The following is a 17,046-nucleotide window of genomic DNA, read 5'->3' as shown; positions in this document are numbered from 1 at the left end:
CGAGAATGGTTCGTTGCCGATCTTGGCGTACTGATTCCGCTCCGGAGGGATCAGCTCCGGTCAGAGCCATGATCACGTGTTTTCGTTGATTCGCCCGAATTGCACGCTGCTTACCACCACATACGGTCGGTGGCCAAGAAACGGATTTCGCAGCACATCGGCGGAGTGGGATAGCTCACGGTTTGGCGACGAATTGAACACGGCCCCCTCGCAAGTGAATGTGTGCACGCACCGGCGATCTTGGCCGGATTTCACGCCGTCACCCGGAGCCCTCTTCGCGCCCTGTGCTTCCGTGTTCGTGGTTCAACTATCAGGCCTCGCGATCCATTGCGAATTTGCATGGACAGTGGGGCTTTGCTAGGCCTCCACCCCCCTGACCAGCGGTAAGGCGGCCGAATGTCACGTCTCGTGGTCGGCCGGACGCTTCGCGTATGAAGATCACCGCTGATCCGACTTCATGATCGTTCGTCAGGTGGTGGAGATCACAAAGGCCTTGTGCAACCCCGTGTCGCAGATCACAGACCGGGGGGCATAGGATGCATTCGACTCGGGCTTGTGAACTGCCTCACATGTACACGATCTTCGCCTCGGCAGAGCACATGTCCGGTCGCGGTCCGCAGTCATCGTCGACTGGAAGGAGCGAGGAGCGTGAACGCCTATGCGCCCATCCTCGTGCTAGGCGCCCTCGGGGCAGGCTTCGCGATCTTCTCCGTGGTCATGGCCAGTCTCGTCGGCCCGAAGCGCTACAACCGGGCCAAGCTCGAGGCGTACGAGTGCGGCATCGAGCCGACCCCGCAACCCGCCGGCGGCGGGCGCTTCCCGATCAAGTACTACCTGACGGCGATGCTGTTCATCGTCTTCGACATCGAGATCGTCTTCCTCTATCCCTGGGCCGTCACCTTCGACGCGCTGGGGCTGTTCGGGCTCGTCGAGATGCTCCTCTTCGTGCTCACGGTCTTCGTCGCCTACGCCTACGTGTGGCGGCGCGGCGGCCTGGAATGGGACTAGGGAGCTAGGGGCCAAACCATGGGTATCGAAGAGAAACTGCCGAGCGGCTTTCTGCTGACCACCGTCGAGCAGGCAGCCGGCTGGGTGCGCAAGTCCTCGGTCTTCCCGGCCACGTTCGGCCTGGCATGCTGCGCCATCGAGATGATGACGACCGGCGCCGGCCGCTACGACCTCGCGCGCTTCGGCATGGAGGTGTTCCGCGGATCGCCGCGCCAGGCCGACCTGATGATCGTGGCGGGCCGGGTGAGCCAGAAGATGGCGCCCGTGCTGCGGCAGGTCTACGACCAGATGCCGAACCCCAAGTGGGTCATCTCCATGGGCGTCTGCGCCTCCTCCGGCGGGATGTTCAACAACTACGCGATCGTGCAGGGCGTCGACCACGTCGTTCCCGTGGACATCTACCTGCCCGGGTGCCCGCCTCGCCCCGAGATGCTTCTGGACGCGATTCTCAAGCTCCACCAGAAGATCCAGGAGGAGAAGCTCGGTGTGAACCGCGAGCAGGCCGCCCGCGAAGCGGAGGAAGCGGCGCTCAAGGCACTGCCCACGATCGAGATGAAGGGGCTGCTGCGATGAGCGACGACAACGGCAGGGCCGCGAACGGCGACGGCAACGGGGTCAACCCCGACAAGGACCTCAACGCCCAGAACCTGCCCGGCCAGCGTGGTGACCAGGGCGAGGTCGTCGATGTGCGCCGCGGCATGTTCGGCGGCAGCACCGGGGGCGACACCTCCGGGTACGGCGGGCTCGTACGGTCCGTGCGGATGCCGGGTGCGTCCCACCGCCCGTACGGAGGCTGGTTCGACGAGGTCGCCGACGAACTCGAGGGCGCTCTGGAGGAGCAGGATCTGCTCCCGGAGAACGCCATCGAGAAGACCGTTGTCGATCGCGACGAACTCACCTTCCACATCGCCCGCGAGCACCTGCCGCAGGTGGCGAGGACGCTTCGCGACGACCCGGCCCTGCGGTTCGAACTGTGCACCGGAGTCAGCGGAGTTCACTTCCTCGGCGACAAGGGCCGCGAGCTGCACGCCGTCTACCACCTGCGCTCGATCACCCATAACCGGCTGATCCGGCTGGAGGTCGGCTGCCCCGACGAGGACCCGCACATCCCGTCGATCGTCTCGGTCTACCCGACCAACGACTGGCACGAGCGCGAGACGTACGACTTCTTCGGCATCGTCTTCGACGGCCACCCGGCGCTGACGCGGATCATGATGCCGGACGACTGGCAGGGCTTCCCGCAGCGCAAGGACTACCCGCTCGGCGGCATCCCCATCGAGTACAAGGGCGCGCAGATCCCGGCTCCCGACCAGCGGAGGTCGTACACCTGATGTCCACGTCCCATGCAACTCCGCGCGAGACCACCGAAGGCACCGTCTACACCGTCACCGGCGGTGACTGGGACGAGGTCGCTGCCGCCGCGGCCAAGGCGGACGACGAGCGCATCGTCGTCAACATGGGCCCCCAGCACCCGTCGACGCACGGTGTGCTGCGGCTGATCCTGGAGATCGACGGCGAGACGGTCACCGAGGCCCGCTGCGGAATCGGCTATCTCCACACCGGTATCGAGAAGAACCTCGAGTACCGGACGTGGACGCAGGGCACCACCTTCGTGACGCGCATGGACTACCTCACCTCGTTCTACAACGAGACGGGGTACTGCCTGGCCGTGGAGAGGCTGCTCGGCATCGAGGACGACATCCCCGACCGGGCCACCCTGATCCGCGTGCTCCTCATGGAGCTGAACCGTCTCTCCTCGCACCTGGTGTGCATCGCCACCGGCGGTATGGAGCTCGGCGCCACCACGGTCATGATCTACGGGTTCCGGGACCGCGAAATGATCCTGGACCTCTACGAGTTGATCACCGGCCTGCGGATGAACCACGCGTACATCCGCCCCGGAGGCCTCGCCCAGGACCTGCCGCCCGGTGCCGTCGACGCCGTGCGCGAGTTCATCAAGACCATGCGGAAGAACCTCCCGGAGTACGACAAGCTCGCCACCGGGAACCCCATCTTCAAGGGCCGTATGCAGGGCGTCGGCCATCTCGACCTCGCGGGCTGCATGGCCCTCGGCGCCACGGGACCGATTCTGCGCTCCACCGGTCTCCCGCACGACCTGCGCAAGGCCCAGCCCTACTGCGGGTACGAGACCTTCGACTTCGAGGTCCCGACCGCCGACACCTGCGACTCCTACGGCCGCTTCCTCATCCGCCTGGAGGAGATGCGCCAGTCGCTGCGCATCGTGGAGCAGGTGCTGGACCGGCTGGAGCCGGGCCCGGTGATGGTCGGTGACAAGAAGATCGCCTGGCCCGCGCAGCTCGCGCTCGGCCCCGACGGTCTGGGCAACTCGCTCGACCACATCAAGAAGATCATGGGCACGTCGATGGAGGCCCTGATCCACCACTTCAAGCTGGTCACCGAAGGCTTCCGGGTTCCGCCCGGCCAGGCGTACGCGGCCGTGGAGTCGCCCAAGGGCGAGCTGGGCGTGCACGCGGTCAGCGACGGCGGCACCCGCCCGTACCGGGTCCACTTCCGCGACCCCTCGTTCACCAACCTGCAGGCCATGGCGGCGATGTGCGAAGGCGGCCAGGTCGCCGATGTCATCGTCGCGGTGGCGTCCATCGACCCCGTGATGGGAGGCGTCGACCGGTGACAGCCAACCCCGCCAACCCCGAGGTGCAACTGGGGATGCCGCAGCTCCCGGCTCCCGACTACCCGGCCGACGTCCGGGCCCGGCTGGAGGCCGACGCGCGCGAGGTGATCGCCCGCTACCCCGACAGCCGGTCCGCGCTGCTGCCGCTGCTGCACCTGGTGCAGTCGGAGGAGGGGTACGTCTCCCGCACCGGCATCCGGTTCTGCGCCGAGATGCTGGACCTCACCACCGCCGAGGTGACCGCGGTCTCGACCTTCTACACGATGTACCGGCGCAAGCCGTCGGGCGACTACCAGGTCGGCGTCTGCACCAACACCCTGTGCGCGGTGATGGGCGGCGACGCCATCTTCGACGATCTGAAGGAGCACCTGGGCGTCGGCAACGGCGAGACCACCGAGGACGGCAAGGTCACGCTGGAGCACATCGAGTGCAACGCGGCCTGCGACTTCGCGCCGGTCGTGATGGTCAACTGGGAGTTCTTCGACAACCAGACGCCCGACTCCGCACGGCAGTTGGTGGACGACCTGCGGTCCGGTCGCGAGGTCGAGCCGACCCGTGGCGCGCCCCTGTGCACGTACCGGCAGACCGCCCGGATCCTCGCCGGCTTCCCGGACGAGCGGGACGGAGCGGTCGAGGCGACCGGCGGTGCGGGCCACGCCTCGCTCGCCGGACTGCGGCTCGCCAAGGGCGAGACCGGACCCGGCCGCGTCGTCTCCCCGCGCTCCGCCGACCGGTCGGCGGACGAGCCGCCCGCGACCCGTCCGTCGGGCGAGCCGCCCGCCACCCACCCCAGCTCGCACGACGCACCCCACAAGACCTCCGCCTCGGACCCGAAGCACCCCTCCGGTCCGGTGTCCGAGGAAGGCGAGGAGTGATGACCGTGTCCACTGAACAAGGGGGCACCTCCCGGCACGAGACCGGGGGAGAGACCAGCCCCGAGAAGCTGCTCGTACCCGTGCTGTCGGCGTTCTGGGACCAGCCGGACTCCTGGACGCTGGACACCTACCGGCGTTACGACGGCTACCAAGGGCTGCGCAAGGCCCTGGAGATGCCACCGGACGATGTCATCGCCCTGGTCAAGGACTCCGGTCTGCGCGGCCGCGGGGGCGCGGGCTTCCCCACCGGCATGAAGTGGCAGTTCATCCCGCAGGGCGACGGCAAGCCGCACTACCTCGTCGTCAACGCCGATGAGTCCGAGCCCGGCACCTGCAAGGACATCCCCCTCCTCTTCGCCAACCCGCACTCGCTGATCGAGGGCATGGTGATCGCCTGCCATGCCATCCGCTCCAGCCATGCCTTCATCTACCTCCGCGGCGAGACCGTGCCCGTCCTCCGCAGGCTGCACCACGCGGTCGCCGAGGCGTACGAAGCCGGCTATCTCGGCAAGGACATCATGGGCAGCGGCTTCGACCTGGAGCTGACCGTCCACGCGGGCGCGGGCGCGTACATCTGCGGCGAGGAGACGGCGCTGCTCGACTCGCTCGAAGGCCGCCGCGGCCAGCCCCGGCTGCGGCCCCCCTTCCCCGCGGTCGCCGGCCTCTACGCCTGCCCCACTGTGGTGAACAACGTCGAGTCCATCGCCTCGGTTCCCGCGATCCTGCACAAGGGCAAGGACTGGTTCCGCTCCATGGGCAGCGAGAAGTCCCCGGGCTTCACGCTCTACTCGCTCTCGGGACACGTCGCAGGACCAGGCCAGTACGAGGCGCCCCTCGGTGTCACCCTGCGCCAGCTCCTGGACATGAGCGGCGGCATGCGGCCCGGCCACCGGCTGAAGTTCTGGACGCCCGGCGGCTCCTCCACCCCGCTGCTCACCGACGAGCACCTCGACGTCCCGCTCGACTACGAGGGCGTGGGCGCGGCCGGTTCGATGCTCGGCACCAAGGCGCTGCAGTGCTTCGACGAGACCACCTGCGTCGTGCGGGCCGTCACCCGCTGGACGGAGTTCTACGCCCACGAGTCCTGCGGCAAGTGCACGCCCTGCCGCGAAGGCACGTACTGGCTCGTTCAGTTGCTCCGCGACATCGAGGCAGGCAAGGGCCGGATGGAGGACCTCGACAAGCTGAACGACATCGCCGACAACATCAACGGCAAGTCCTTCTGCGCCCTCGGTGACGGTGCCGCCAGCCCGATCTTCTCCTCACTGAAGTACTTCCGCGAGGAGTACGAGCAGCACATCACCGGCCGCGGCTGCCCCTTCGACCCGGCCAGGTCGACCCTCTGGGCCGACGACCACAAGACCGCCACCACCAAGGGGGTGCACGCGTAAATGACCGTCACGACGAACGCCCCCACCGGAGGCGGGGAGGCGGCGGTGCCGCCGGAGGACCTGGTGTCCCTCACCATCGACGGCATCGAGATCTCCGTCCCCAAGGGGACCCTCGTGATCCGGGCTGCCGAGCTGCTCGGCATCGAGATCCCGCGCTTCTGCGACCACCCGCTCCTCGACCCCGCCGGCGCCTGCCGCCAGTGCATCGTCGAGGTCGAGGGTCAGCGCAAGCCCATGGCGTCCTGCACGATCACGTGCACGGACGGGATGGTGGTGAAGACCCAACTCACCTCGCCCGTGGCCGACAAGGCCCAGCGCGGTGTGATGGAGCTGCTGCTCATCAACCACCCGCTCGACTGCCCGGTCTGCGACAAGGGCGGCGAGTGCCCCCTGCAGAACCAGGCGATGAGCGCGGGCCAGGCCGACACCCGCTTCGAGGGCCAGAAGCGGACGTTCGAGAAGCCCGTCCCGATCTCCACCCAGGTGCTGCTGGACCGCGAGCGGTGCGTGCTGTGCGCGCGCTGCACCCGCTTCTCCAACCAGATCGCGGGCGACCCGATGATCGAGCTGCTGGAGCGCGGCGCGCTGCAGCAGGTCGGCACCGGTGAGGGCGACCCCTTCGAGTCGTACTTCTCCGGCAACACCATCCAGATCTGCCCGGTGGGCGCCCTGACCTCCAAGGCGTACCGGTTCCGCTCCCGCCCGTTCGACCTCATCTCCTCGCCGAGTGTGTGCGAGCACTGCGCGGGCGGCTGCGCGACGCGCACCGACCACCGGCGCGGCAAGGTCATGCGGCGCCTCGCCGCCGACGACCCCGAGGTCAACGAGGAGTGGATCTGCGACAAGGGGCGCTTCGGCTTCCGCTACGCGCAGGGCATCGACCGGCTGACCACGCCGCTCGTCCGCAATGACGACGGCGAGCTGGAGCCCGCGAGCTGGCCGGACGCCCTGGACGTGGCGGCCCGGGGCCTCGCCGACGCCAAGGGCCGTACGGGCGTGCTGACCGGTGGCCGGCTCACCGTCGAGGACGCGTACGCCTACGCCAAGTTCGCCCGTGTCGCCCTCGACACCAACGACATCGACTTCCGCGCCCGCGTGCACAGCGCCGAGGAGGCCGACTTCCTCGCCGCGCATGTGGCAGGGCGGGGGCGCGATCTCGACGGGAGCGGGCTGACGTACAGCGCGCTGGAGAAGGCACCCGCGGTGCTGCTCGTCGGGTTCGAGTCCGAGGAGGAGGCGCCCGGCGTCTTCCTGAGGCTGCGGAAGGCCAACCGCAAGCACGGCCAGCGCACCTTCGCCGTCGCCCCGCACGCCACCCGCGGCCTGACCAAGGCCGGCGGCGTACTGCTCCCGGCCGCTCCCGGTACGGAGACCGCGTGGCTGGACGCCATCGCGAGCGCCTCGGGGCTGGACGGCGACGGTGAGCAGGCCGCGCAGGCACTGCGCGCCACGGGTGCGGTCATCGTCGTCGGCGAGCGGCTGGCGGGCATCCCCGGCGCGCTCACCTCGGCCGTCGGCGCGGCGAACGCGACCGGCGCGACGCTGGTGTGGATCCCGCGCCGCGCGGGCGAGCGCGGAGCGATCGAGGCGGGCGCGCTGCCCGGGCTGCTGCCCGGCGGCCGGCCGGCGACCGACCCGCGGGCCCGCGAGGAGACCGCGGCCGCCTGGGGCATCGGCGGACTCCCGCACCGCCACGGTCGCGACACCGCCCAGATCGTCGAAGCCGCCGTGGGCGGCGAGCTGTCCGCGCTGCTCGTCGCGGGCGTCGAGGTCGCCGACCTCCCCGACCCCGACCGCGCGGTCAAGGCCCTGGACGAGGCGCGCTTCGTGGTCAGCCTCGAACAGCGGCCGAGCGAGGTCACCGATCGGGCGGACGTGGTGCTGCCGGTCGCGGCCGTCGCCGAGAAGGACGGCACGTTCCTCAACTGGGAGGGCCGAGCACGGCTGTTCCGGGCCGCGCTCAAGCCGGACCTGATGGTGCAGCGCCACCGCATGACGGACGCCGTCGTGCTCTCCATGCTCGCCGACGCCATGGACGAGCACCTCGGCCTGCCGGACGTGAGCGCCGTGCGCCGCGAGATGGAGCGGCTCGGCAGCTGGACCGGCCCGTACGCCGCGGGGCCCACGGAGCAGCCGGAGATGCTGCCCCGGCCCGCGGAGGGCGAAGCCGTCCTCGCCGGTCACCGGCTCCTGCTCGACCAGGGCCGCCTCCAGACCGGCGACGAGGCGCTGGCCGGGACCCGGCACGCCGCCGTGGCCCGCCTCTCGGCCGCCACGGCCGAGGAGGCCGGGGTGACCGACGGCGCGCTGCTGCGGATCTCCGGCCCGGCCGGGTCGGTGGAACTCCCGCTCCAGGTGACGCCGATGCCGGACCGGGTGGTGTGGATGCCGCTCAACTCGACGGGCGGCGGAGCGTACCGGGACCTGGGGACCGTGCCCGGCCGACTCGTGAAGATCGCCGCGGCCCCGACGGAGGTTGACGCATGATCCAGATGCTGGCAGCGGAAGACCTGTCGATGTTCGGCCGCGACCCGTGGTGGCTCGTCGTCATCAAGGCCGTCTTCTGCTTCGCCTTCCTCATGGTGACGGTGCTCATCGCGATCGTCTGGGAGCGCAAGGTCGTCGCCTGGATGCAGCGGCGCATCGGCCCCAACCGCCACGGCCCCTGGGGCATGCTCCAGTCCCTCGCGGACGGCATCAAGCTGATGCTCAAGGAGGACCTTGTCGTCAAGCGCGCCGACAAGGTGGTCTTCATCCTTGCCCCGGTGGTCGCCGCGATTCCCGCCTTCATGGCCATCGCGGTGATCCCCTTCGGCCCCGCGGGCAACGAGATCTCCATCCTGGGCCAGCGCACCACCATGCAGCTCACGGACCTGCCGATCGCGGTCCTCTACATCCTCGCGGTCGCCTCCGTCGGCTTCTACGGCATCGTGCTCGCCGGCTGGTCGTCCGGCTCGACGTACCCGCTGCTCGGCGGTCTGCGGTCGGCCGCGCAGCTCATCTCGTACGAGATCGCGATGGGCCTGTCGTTCGCGGCCGTCTTCCTCTACTCCGGGTCGATGTCGACCTCGACGATCGTCGCGGAGCAGCACGACCGCTGGTTCGCGATCCTGCTCCCGGTCTCGTTCCTGGTCTACATCATCTCGATGGTCGGTGAGACGAACCGCCTGCCGTTCGACATGCCGGAGTCCGAGGGCGACCTCGTCGGCGGCTTCAACACCGAGTACTCGTCGATCAAGTTCGCGATGTTCATGCTCGCCGAGTACGTCAACATGGTCACCGTCTCGGCGGTCGCCACCACGCTCTTCCTGGGCGGCTGGATGGCCCCGTACCCCATCAGCGCGTTCTGGGAGGGTGCGAACCACGGCTGGTGGCCGATGCTCTGGTTCACCGTCAAGCTCCAGCTGCTGCTGTTCTTCTTCATCTGGATCCGCGGTTCGCTCCCGCGCGTGCGCTACGACCAGTTGATGAAGCTGGGCTGGAAGGTCCTCATCCCCATCTCGATGGTCTGGGTGATGCTCGTCGCGACCGTACGGGCGCTGCGCAACGAGAACGTGGACTACCAGGAGATCGTGCTGTACGTCGGCGGCGGAGTCGTCGCACTGCTCCTGCTGTCGTTCGTGGTGGACATCTTCCGCGAGCGCGGCGCGAAGGCGACGGAGGCCGAGGCGGGTCCGGAGCCCGCGTTCGACCCGATGGCCGGCGGCTTCCCGGTTCCCCCGCTGCCCGGACAGACCCTGCCACCCGTTCCGCGCCGACGGCCGCGCGACGAGCGCGAGTTGATTGTCAGTGGCGGAGTCGATACTGACCGTGACGGAAAGGAGGCTGACGGTGCCTGACTTCCAGAACCCTGTGGCCGGCTTCGGCGTGACCTTCAAGGCCATGTTCACGAAGCGGCTGACCGAGCAGTACCCGGAGGAGAAGAAGCCCACCGCGCCGCGCTTCCACGGCCGGCACCAGCTCAACCGCCATCCGGACGGGCTCGAGAAGTGCATCGGCTGCGAGCTGTGCGCCTGGGCCTGCCCGGCCGACGCGATCTACGTCGAGGGCGCGGACAACACCGAGGAGGAGCGCTACTCCCCGGGTGAGCGCTACGGCCGCGTCTACCAGATCAACTATCTGCGCTGCATCCTGTGCGGGCTGTGCGTCGAGGCGTGTCCCACCCGCGCGCTGACCATGACCAACGAGTACGAACTCGCCGACCGCAGCCGCGAATCGCTCATCTACACCAAGGAAGAGCTGCTTTCGGGGCTGGACGAGGGCATGGTCGACGCGCCGCACTCGATCTTCCCGGGGATGACCGAGAAGGACTACTACCGCGGTGTGGTCACCGAGGCCGCCCCCGGCACCGAGCGCCAGGTCGCGGTCTCCAAGGGCGAGAAGCCCGAGGACGCCGCCTCGACGACCGGTGAGAACGAGCCGGCGGCAGCGGATCCTGCGGCGCAGAAGGGGGCCGAGGCATGAGCGCGCTCGCCGCCTACTCCACCTCCACCGGCGAGGCCGTCCAGTTCTGGGTGCTGGGCACCGTGGCCGTCATCGGCGCGCTGTGCACGATCCTGATGAAGAAGGCCGTGCACAGCGCGCTGTGCCTGGCCGGCACCATGATCATCCTGGCGGTCTTCTACCTCGCCAACGGCGCGTACTTCCTCGGCGTCGTGCAGGTCGTCGTCTACACCGGCGCCGTCATGATGCTCTTCCTCTTCGTCGTCATGCTGGTCGGCGTCACCGCGTCCGACTCGCTCAAGGAGACGCTGAAGGGCCAGCGCTGGCTGGCGGCGCTCTGCGGGCTGGGCTTCGGCGTCCTCCTGGTCGCCGGTATCGGCAACGCCTCGCTGAAGGACTTCAGCGGACTGGGCCAGGCCAACTCCGGCGGGAACGTGGAGGGTCTCGCGGCCCTCGTCTTCACCAAGTACGTGTTCGCCTTCGAGATCACCGGCGCGCTGCTGATCACGGCGGCCGTCGGGGCGATGGTGCTCACCCACCGCGAGCGCACGGAGCGCGCCGCGACCCAGCGCGAGCAGGCCGAGGCCCGCGTCCGCGCCGGCAAGCAGGTGCCGCCGCTGCCCGCACCGGGTGTCTACGCCCGGCACAACGCCGTCGACATCCCCGGACTGCTGCCCGACGGCACGGTCTCCGACCTGACCGTCAGCGACACGCTGCGGGCCCGGGGCCAGATCCGCGATGTATCGGGCCAGGCGCTCGCCGACCTGGCGGCGCTGGAGCAGCGCGCCGAGGCGCGGCTGGGCCGGCTCGAGCGAGCCGAGGAGGCAGGCAAGTGAACCCGGTCAACTACCTCTACCTGGCTGCTCTGCTGTTCAGCATCGGCGCGGCCGGGGTGCTGATCCGGCGGAACGCGATCGTGGTCTTCATGTGCGTCGAGCTGATGCTGAACGCCTGCAACCTGGCGTTCGTCACCTTCTCGCGGATGCACGGCAACCTCGACGGCCAGATCATCGCGTTCTTCACGATGGTCGTCGCCGCGGCCGAGGTCGTGGTCGGCCTGGCGATCATCGTGATGATCTTCCGCTCCCGCCATTCGGCCTCGGTCGACGACGCCAGCCTGATGAAGCTGTAAGGGGTCGCAACAGTGGACAACCTCATCGGACTTCTCATCGCGGCCCCGCTGCTCGGCGCGGCCGTACTGCTGTGCGGCGGGCGGCGGCTCGACCGGATCGGCCACTGGATCGGCTGCGCGCTCGCCTCGGCGTCCTTCGTCATGGCCGCGGTCCTCTTCTTCCACATGCTGGGACTGGGGGGTGAGGAACGCACCATCCGCGAGCACCTGTTCAGCTGGATCCCGGTCGGCGGCTTCCAGGCCGACGTGGCCTTCCAGCTCGACCAGCTCTCCATGACCTTCGTGCTGCTGATCAGCGGGGTGGGTTCGCTCATCCACTTCTACTCGATCGGCTACATGGAGCACGACGAGCGGCGCCGCCGCTTCTTCGGCTACCTCAACCTCTTCCTCGCGGCGATGCTCCTGCTGGTCCTCGCCGACAACTACCTGCTGTTGTACGTCGGCTGGGAGGGTGTGGGCCTCGCCTCGTACCTGCTCATCGGCTTCTGGCAGCACAAGCCGAGCGCGGCGACGGCGGCCAAGAAGGCTTTCATCGTCAACCGCGTCGGCGACATGGGCCTGTCCATCGCGATCATGATCATGTTCGTGACCTTCGGGACGTTCGCCTTCCAGCCCGTGCTGGACTCGGTCGGCGAGACGAGCGAGGGCACGCTCACCGCGATCGGGCTCATGCTGCTGCTCGGCGCCTGCGGCAAGTCCGCCCAGGTGCCGCTCCAGTCCTGGCTCGGTGACGCGATGGAGGGCCCGACCCCGGTCTCGGCCCTCATCCACGCCGCCACCATGGTGACCGCCGGCGTCTACCTCATCACCCGCTCCGGGGCGATCTTCAACGCCTCTCCGGACGCACAGATCGCGGTGGTCACGGTCGGCGCGGTCACGCTCCTCTTCGGTGCGATCGTCGGTTGCGCGAAGGACGACATCAAGAAGGCCCTGGCGGGCTCGACGATGTCCCAGATCGGCTACATGATCCTCGCCGCGGGCCTCGGCCCCATCGGCTACGTCTTCGCGATCATGCACCTGGTCACCCACGGCTTCTTCAAGGCCGGGCTCTTCCTCGGCGCCGGTTCGGTCATGCACGGCATGAACGACGAGGTGGACATGCGGAAGTACGGGGGCTTGAGGAAGTACATGCCGATCACCTTCGTCACCTTCGGGCTCGGCTATCTGGCGATCATCGGCTTCCCCGGTCTGTCCGGCTTCTTCTCCAAGGACAAGATCATCGAGGCGGCGTTCGCCAAGGGCGGCACTGAGGGCTGGATCCTCGGCGGTGCGGCCCTGCTGGGCGCGGCCATCACCGCGTACTACATGACGCGCGTGATGGTGATGACCTTCTTCGGCGAGAAGCGGTGGCATCCGGATGCCGAGGGCAACGAGCCGCACCCGCACGAGTCGCCGAAGTCGATGACCATCCCCATGATCATCCTGGCGTTCGGATCGGTCTTCGCGGGCGGGCTGTTCAGCATCAACGAAGCGTTCGTGAAGTGGCTCGAACCGGTCACCCAGTTCGAGCACGGGCACTCGCCGCTCAGTGCGACCACCGTCACCACGGCGACGGTCGTCGTGATGCTGCTCGGCGTGGGCCTCGGCTGGGCGCAGTACGGTCGCCGGCCGGTGCCGGTCACCGCGCCGCGCGGTTCGCTGCTGACCCGTGCCGCCCGCCGCGATCTGCTGCAGGACGACTTCAACCACGCCGTCCTGGTCAAGCCCGGCGAGTATCTGACGCGCGGTCTGGTCTACCTCGACCACAGCGCCGTCGACGGTGTGGTGAACGGGACAGCGGCCTCGGTCGGAGGTCTGTCGGGCCGGATGCGCAAGATGCAGAACGGCTTCGTCCGCACCTACGCGGTCTCGATGTTCGGCGGCGCGGCGGTCCTCGTCGCCGCGACCCTGCTGATGAGGGCGGTCTGATCGATGTCATTTCCCCTGCTGACGCTCACGGCCGCGGTGCCCGCCATCGGTGCCGTCGCCACGGCCGCCGTGCCGGCCGCGAAGCGCACCGCCGCGAAGTGGCTTGCGCTGGGCTTCTCGCTCGCCACGCTCGTGCTGGCGGCGGTCGTCCTCGTACGGTTCGAACCGGGCGGCGCGCGCTACCAGTTGACCGAATCCCATGCCTGGATCGCGGACTTCGGAGTCCGGTACGAGCTGGGTGTGGACGGGATCGGGGTGTCCCTGGTCGCCCTGACGGCTCTGCTCATCCCCTTCATCATCATGGCGGGCTGGCATGACGCCGACCCCCTGGAGGAGGAGGCGCCCAACCGCCGGTGGCGGCCGACCCAGGGCTTCTTCGCGCTGATCCTGATGGTCGAGGCGATGGTGATCCTCTCCTTCGAGGCCACCGACGTCTTCCTCTTCTACATCTTCTTCGAAGCCATGCTCATCCCGATGTACTTCCTCATCGGCGGTTTCGGGGACAGGGCGGGCGCCCACGGTGAGGACGAGGCGAGCAAGCAACGCAGCTACGCCGCCGTGAAGTTCCTCCTGTACAACCTCGCCGGCGGTCTCATCATGCTGGCCGCCGTCATCGGGCTCTTCGCCATCACCGCCGACGACCTCGGCCAGGGCACGTTCTCCCTCCAGGAGATCGTCCAGGCGCGGGCGAACGGCGACCTCACCATGGCGACGTCCACCGAGCGGTGGCTGTTCCTGGGCTTCTTCTTCGCGTTCGCGGTCAAGGCGCCGCTCTGGCCGCTGCACACCTGGCTGCCGAACGCGATGGGGGAGTCCACCGCGCCCGTCGCCGTCCTCATCACCGCGGTCGTCGACAAGGTCGGCACTTTCGCGATGCTCCGCTACTGCCTCCAGCTCTTCCCGGAGGCGTCGAAGTGGGCCACACCGGTGATCATCGCGCTGGCGCTGGTGAGCATCGTCTACGGCGCGCTGGTCGCGGTCGGCCAGCGGGACATCAAGCGTCTGGTCGCCTACGCGTCGGTCTCCCACTTCGGCTTCATCATCCTGGGCATCTTCGCGATGACCACCCAGGGCCAGGGCGGTGCGACGCTCTACATGGTCAACCACGGGATCTCGACCGCGGCGCTGATGCTGGTCGCGGGCTTCCTGATCTCGCGCCGCGGCTCGCGTCTGATCGCCGACTACGGCGGTGTGCAGAAGGTGGCGCCGGTCCTCGCCGGCACCTTCCTCATCGGCGGTCTGGCCACGCTCTCACTGCCGGGGCTCGCGCCGTTCGTCAGTGAATTCCTGGTCCTGGTCGGCACGTTCAGCCGCTATCCGGTGGCGGGGATCATCGCGACCTTCGGCATCGTGCTCGCCGCGCTGTACGTCCTGGTGCTCTACCAGCGCACCATGACGGGGCCGGTCAAGGAGGACGTCCGGGGCATGCCCGACCTCAAGGTTCGTGAACTGGCGGTCGTCGCCCCGCTGATCGCATTGCTGATCTTCCTGGGCGTCTACCCGAAGCCGGTCGCGGACATCGTCAACCCGGCGGTCGACCACACGATGTCCGTGGTGGACGAACACGACCCCAAGCCTGACGTTCCGGTACGAGACCTGGAGGCCGCGAAGTGATCGCCGTGGCAGACGCAAGTGTTGTCCACAGCCTGTGGACAACGGCGGCAGAGGCTCCCCAGAAGATCCCGGCCCCCGACATCGAGTACGGGCAGCTCGCCCCGACGCTGATCGTGCTCGGTGCCGCCATCGTCGGCGTGCTCGTCGAGGCTTTCCTGCCGCGCCGCAGCCGCTACTACACCCAGCTCATGGTGTCGCTGACCGGCCTTGCCGCGGCCTTCGCGGCGGTCGTCGGGCTGGCCGCGGGGGGCTACTCGGACACCAAGTCGCGGATCGCCGCCATGGGTGCCGTCGCGGTGGACGGCCCCGCCCTCTTCTTGCAGGGCACGATCCTGCTGGTCTCCCTGGTCGCCGTCTTCACCTTCGCCGAACGGCGGCTGGAACCGGCGGCGCACGGCAAGGAGGTCGACTCCTTCGCGCCGTCGGCCGCCGCCACACCGGGCGGACCGGCCGAACAAGACGCGGTCAAGGCCGGGTTCACCACCACCGAGGTGTTCCCGATGCTGCTCTTCGCGGTCGGCGGCATGCTGATCTTCCCCGCCGCGAACGATCTGCTGACCCTCTTCGTCGCCCTCGAGGTCTTCTCGCTCCCGCTCTACATCCTGTGTGCGCTGGCCCGGCGTCAGCGGCTGCTGTCGCAGGAGTCGGCGATGAAGTACTTCCTCCTCGGCGCCTTCTCCTCGGCGTTCCTGCTGTTCGGCATCGCGCTGATCTACGGCTACGCGGGCACCGTCACGTACTCCGGTATCGCCGATGTCGTGGACGGCACCGCGCGGGAGATCACCCCCGCCCTCGCGGGGACCATGGGCAACGACGTGCTGCTGCTGATCGGCGGAGCGATGGTGCTGATGGGACTGCTCTTCAAGGTCGGCGCCGTGCCGTTCCACATGTGGACCCCGGACGTCTACCAGGGCGCCCCGACCCCCGTCACCGGCTTCATGGCGGCGGCGACGAAGGTGGCCGCGTTCGGCGCGCTGCTCCGCCTGCTGTACGTCGTGCTGCCGGGCATGCGCTGGGACTGGCGGCCGGTGATGTGGGGCGTCGCGATCATCACCATGCTGGTCGGTGCGATCGTGGCGGTCACCCAGACCGATGTGAAGCGCCTGCTGGCCTACTCCTCGATCGCCCACGCGGGCTTCATCCTGGCCGGTGTCATCGCGGCCACCCCGGACGGCGTCTCCTCGGTGCTGTTCTACCTGGCCGCGTACTCCTTCGTGACGCTCGGCGCCTTCGCGGTCGTCACGCTGGTGCGCGACGCGGGCGGCGAGGCCACGCACCTGTCCAAGTGGGCCGGGCTCGGGCGCCGTTCGCCCCTGGTGGCGGCGGTCTTCGCGGTCTTCCTGCTGGCCTTCGCAGGTATCCCGCTGACCTCCGGCTTCTCCGGCAAGTTCGCCGTCTTCAAGGCGGCGGCCGAGGGCGGTGCCGGGGCGCTGGTCGTCGTCGGTGTGATCTCGTCGGCGATCGCGGCGTTCTTCTACATCCGCGTCATCGTGCTCATGTTCTTCCAAGAGCCGAAGCCGGAAGGACCCACGGTCGCCGTGCCCAGTCCGATGACGATGGCCGCGATCGCGATCGGCGTCGCGGTGACGGTCGTGCTCGGTGTCGCGCCGCAGTACTTCCTGGATCTGGCGGGCCAGGCGGGTGTGTTCGTGAGGTAGCGGTTCACAGCGGCTACCTCTCCTGTACGCGGGCGATGCCCCGGAGCCGAACCGGCTCCGGGGCATCGCCCGTTCTTGTCCCCGCCGGCTTGCTGACCCCCCGTTGGTCCGTGTGGACGTAGGCCGTCTGAGGGAGACCCCTGGTTCTCGCCATGTCCGGAGGAATCCGCGGCCCGTTGAAGGGCGGGGGTGGAGCGGGTCCAGAGTTCCGAGTGCTCTTAGGAGACATGGTGCAGATGCAGAAGTTCATGAGGGCCACCATGGTGGTCTTGGCGGTGGGCGGGCTGGTGTCCGCAGGTTCCGGGATCGCCTTCGCCGACGACGACCGTGGCGCCTAAGCCGTCGGCGGCTCCTCGGCTGCCGG

14 protein-coding genes are annotated in these 17,046 nt (G+C 68.7%); all 14 read left to right on the top strand.

Translation table 11 applies throughout. The features are described 5' to 3' along the window. The first annotated feature begins 648 nt into the window (after positions 1 to 648). Genes ACGFNH_RS23495 through nuoN form a run of 14 tightly spaced genes read left to right on the top strand, consistent with a single transcriptional unit; the run spans position 649 to position 16,682 of the window. Positions 649 to 1,008, top strand: a complete 360-nt coding sequence (locus ACGFNH_RS23495; RefSeq protein WP_393656689.1) for an NADH-quinone oxidoreductase subunit A — start codon at positions 649 to 651, stop codon at positions 1,006 to 1,008. Between the two features lie 18 nt (positions 1,009 to 1,026). Continuing rightward, a complete protein-coding gene (locus tag ACGFNH_RS23490) occupies positions 1,027 to 1,581 on the top strand; it encodes a NuoB/complex I 20 kDa subunit family protein (protein ID WP_393656687.1) in 555 nt (184 codons plus the stop codon). After that, positions 1,578 to 2,339, top strand: a complete 762-nt coding sequence (locus tag ACGFNH_RS23485) for an NADH-quinone oxidoreductase subunit C (protein ID WP_393656685.1) — start codon at positions 1,578 to 1,580, stop codon at positions 2,337 to 2,339. Before ACGFNH_RS23490 ends, ACGFNH_RS23485 begins: the two co-directional genes overlap by 4 nt. After that, positions 2,339 to 3,661, top strand: coding sequence for an NADH-quinone oxidoreductase subunit D (locus tag ACGFNH_RS23480; RefSeq protein ID WP_393656683.1), 1,323 nt, complete (start codon positions 2,339 to 2,341; stop codon positions 3,659 to 3,661). The genes ACGFNH_RS23485 and ACGFNH_RS23480 overlap by 1 nt, the downstream gene beginning before the upstream one ends. A gap of 35 nt (positions 3,662 to 3,696) precedes the next feature. After that, on the top strand, positions 3,697 to 4,536 hold the full coding sequence (gene nuoE / locus ACGFNH_RS23475) for an NADH-quinone oxidoreductase subunit NuoE (protein ID WP_393656900.1): 840 nt from the start codon (positions 3,697 to 3,699) through the stop codon (positions 4,534 to 4,536). Continuing rightward, a complete protein-coding gene (nuoF, locus tag ACGFNH_RS23470; RefSeq protein ID WP_393656681.1) occupies positions 4,536 to 5,927 on the top strand; it encodes an NADH-quinone oxidoreductase subunit NuoF in 1,392 nt (463 codons plus the stop codon). The genes nuoE and nuoF overlap by 1 nt, the downstream gene beginning before the upstream one ends. Continuing rightward, a complete protein-coding gene (locus tag ACGFNH_RS23465) occupies positions 5,928 to 8,414 on the top strand; it encodes an NADH-quinone oxidoreductase subunit G (RefSeq protein WP_393656680.1) in 2,487 nt (828 codons plus the stop codon). Continuing rightward, complete coding sequence (gene nuoH, locus ACGFNH_RS23460; RefSeq protein WP_393656678.1) at positions 8,411 to 9,766, top strand: NADH-quinone oxidoreductase subunit NuoH; 1,356 nt, start codon at positions 8,411 to 8,413, stop codon at positions 9,764 to 9,766. Before ACGFNH_RS23465 ends, nuoH begins: the two co-directional genes overlap by 4 nt. After that, positions 9,759 to 10,391, top strand: a complete 633-nt coding sequence (gene nuoI / locus ACGFNH_RS23455; protein ID WP_393656676.1) for an NADH-quinone oxidoreductase subunit NuoI — start codon at positions 9,759 to 9,761, stop codon at positions 10,389 to 10,391. Before nuoH ends, nuoI begins: the two co-directional genes overlap by 8 nt. Next, entirely contained in the window at positions 10,388 to 11,206 is an 819-nt protein-coding gene (locus ACGFNH_RS23450; protein ID WP_393656674.1) for an NADH-quinone oxidoreductase subunit J, read from the top strand. The genes nuoI and ACGFNH_RS23450 overlap by 4 nt, the downstream gene beginning before the upstream one ends. Beyond that, positions 11,203 to 11,502: an NADH-quinone oxidoreductase subunit NuoK gene (gene nuoK, locus ACGFNH_RS23445; RefSeq protein ID WP_251414822.1), complete on the top strand. Its 300-nt coding sequence runs from the start codon at positions 11,203 to 11,205 to the stop codon at positions 11,500 to 11,502. Before ACGFNH_RS23450 ends, nuoK begins: the two co-directional genes overlap by 4 nt. A 12-nt stretch (positions 11,503 to 11,514) precedes the next feature. Next, the gene (gene nuoL, locus ACGFNH_RS23440; RefSeq protein ID WP_393656672.1) at positions 11,515 to 13,410 is read left to right on the top strand and encodes an NADH-quinone oxidoreductase subunit L; all 1,896 of its coding nucleotides are present in this window, start codon (positions 11,515 to 11,517) and stop codon (positions 13,408 to 13,410) included. Between the two features lie 3 nt (positions 13,411 to 13,413). Further along, a complete protein-coding gene (locus ACGFNH_RS23435; protein ID WP_393656670.1) occupies positions 13,414 to 15,024 on the top strand; it encodes an NADH-quinone oxidoreductase subunit M in 1,611 nt (536 codons plus the stop codon). Between the two features lie 5 nt (positions 15,025 to 15,029). Then, positions 15,030 to 16,682 carry an NADH-quinone oxidoreductase subunit NuoN gene (gene nuoN / locus ACGFNH_RS23430; protein WP_393656668.1) on the top strand — a complete coding sequence of 551 codons (1,653 nt, stop codon included), beginning with the start codon at positions 15,030 to 15,032 and terminating at the stop codon, positions 16,680 to 16,682. Positions 16,683 to 17,046 lie beyond the last annotated feature (364 nt).

Source organism: Streptomyces sp. NPDC048639 (assembly GCF_043199075.1).
Taxonomy (GTDB): domain Bacteria; phylum Actinomycetota; class Actinomycetes; order Streptomycetales; family Streptomycetaceae; genus Streptomyces.
Note: the sequence above shows the minus strand (reverse complement) of the source record. Positions and strands in the feature narration are given on the sequence as shown.

What these genes read in the sequence shown, in the direction of transcription:
- ACGFNH_RS23490 (WP_393656687.1), top strand. Translation starts at nt 1,027, where the DNA reads ATGGGTATCGAAGAGAAACTGCCGAGCGGCTTTCTGCTGACCACCGTC.
- ACGFNH_RS23485 (WP_393656685.1), top strand. Translation starts at nt 1,578, where the DNA reads ATGAGCGACGACAACGGCAGGGCCGCGAACGGCGACGGCAACGGGGTC.
- ACGFNH_RS23480 (WP_393656683.1), top strand. Translation starts at nt 2,339, where the DNA reads ATGTCCACGTCCCATGCAACTCCGCGCGAGACCACCGAAGGCACCGTC.
- nuoE (WP_393656900.1), top strand. Translation starts at nt 3,697, where the DNA reads ATGCCGCAGCTCCCGGCTCCCGACTACCCGGCCGACGTCCGGGCCCGG.
- nuoF (WP_393656681.1), top strand. Translation starts at nt 4,536, where the DNA reads ATGACCGTGTCCACTGAACAAGGGGGCACCTCCCGGCACGAGACCGGG.
- ACGFNH_RS23465 (WP_393656680.1), top strand. Translation starts at nt 5,928, where the DNA reads ATGACCGTCACGACGAACGCCCCCACCGGAGGCGGGGAGGCGGCGGTG.
- nuoH (WP_393656678.1), top strand. Translation starts at nt 8,411, where the DNA reads ATGATCCAGATGCTGGCAGCGGAAGACCTGTCGATGTTCGGCCGCGAC.
- ACGFNH_RS23450 (WP_393656674.1), top strand. Translation starts at nt 10,388, where the DNA reads ATGAGCGCGCTCGCCGCCTACTCCACCTCCACCGGCGAGGCCGTCCAG.
- ACGFNH_RS23435 (WP_393656670.1), top strand. Translation starts at nt 13,414, where the DNA reads ATGTCATTTCCCCTGCTGACGCTCACGGCCGCGGTGCCCGCCATCGGT.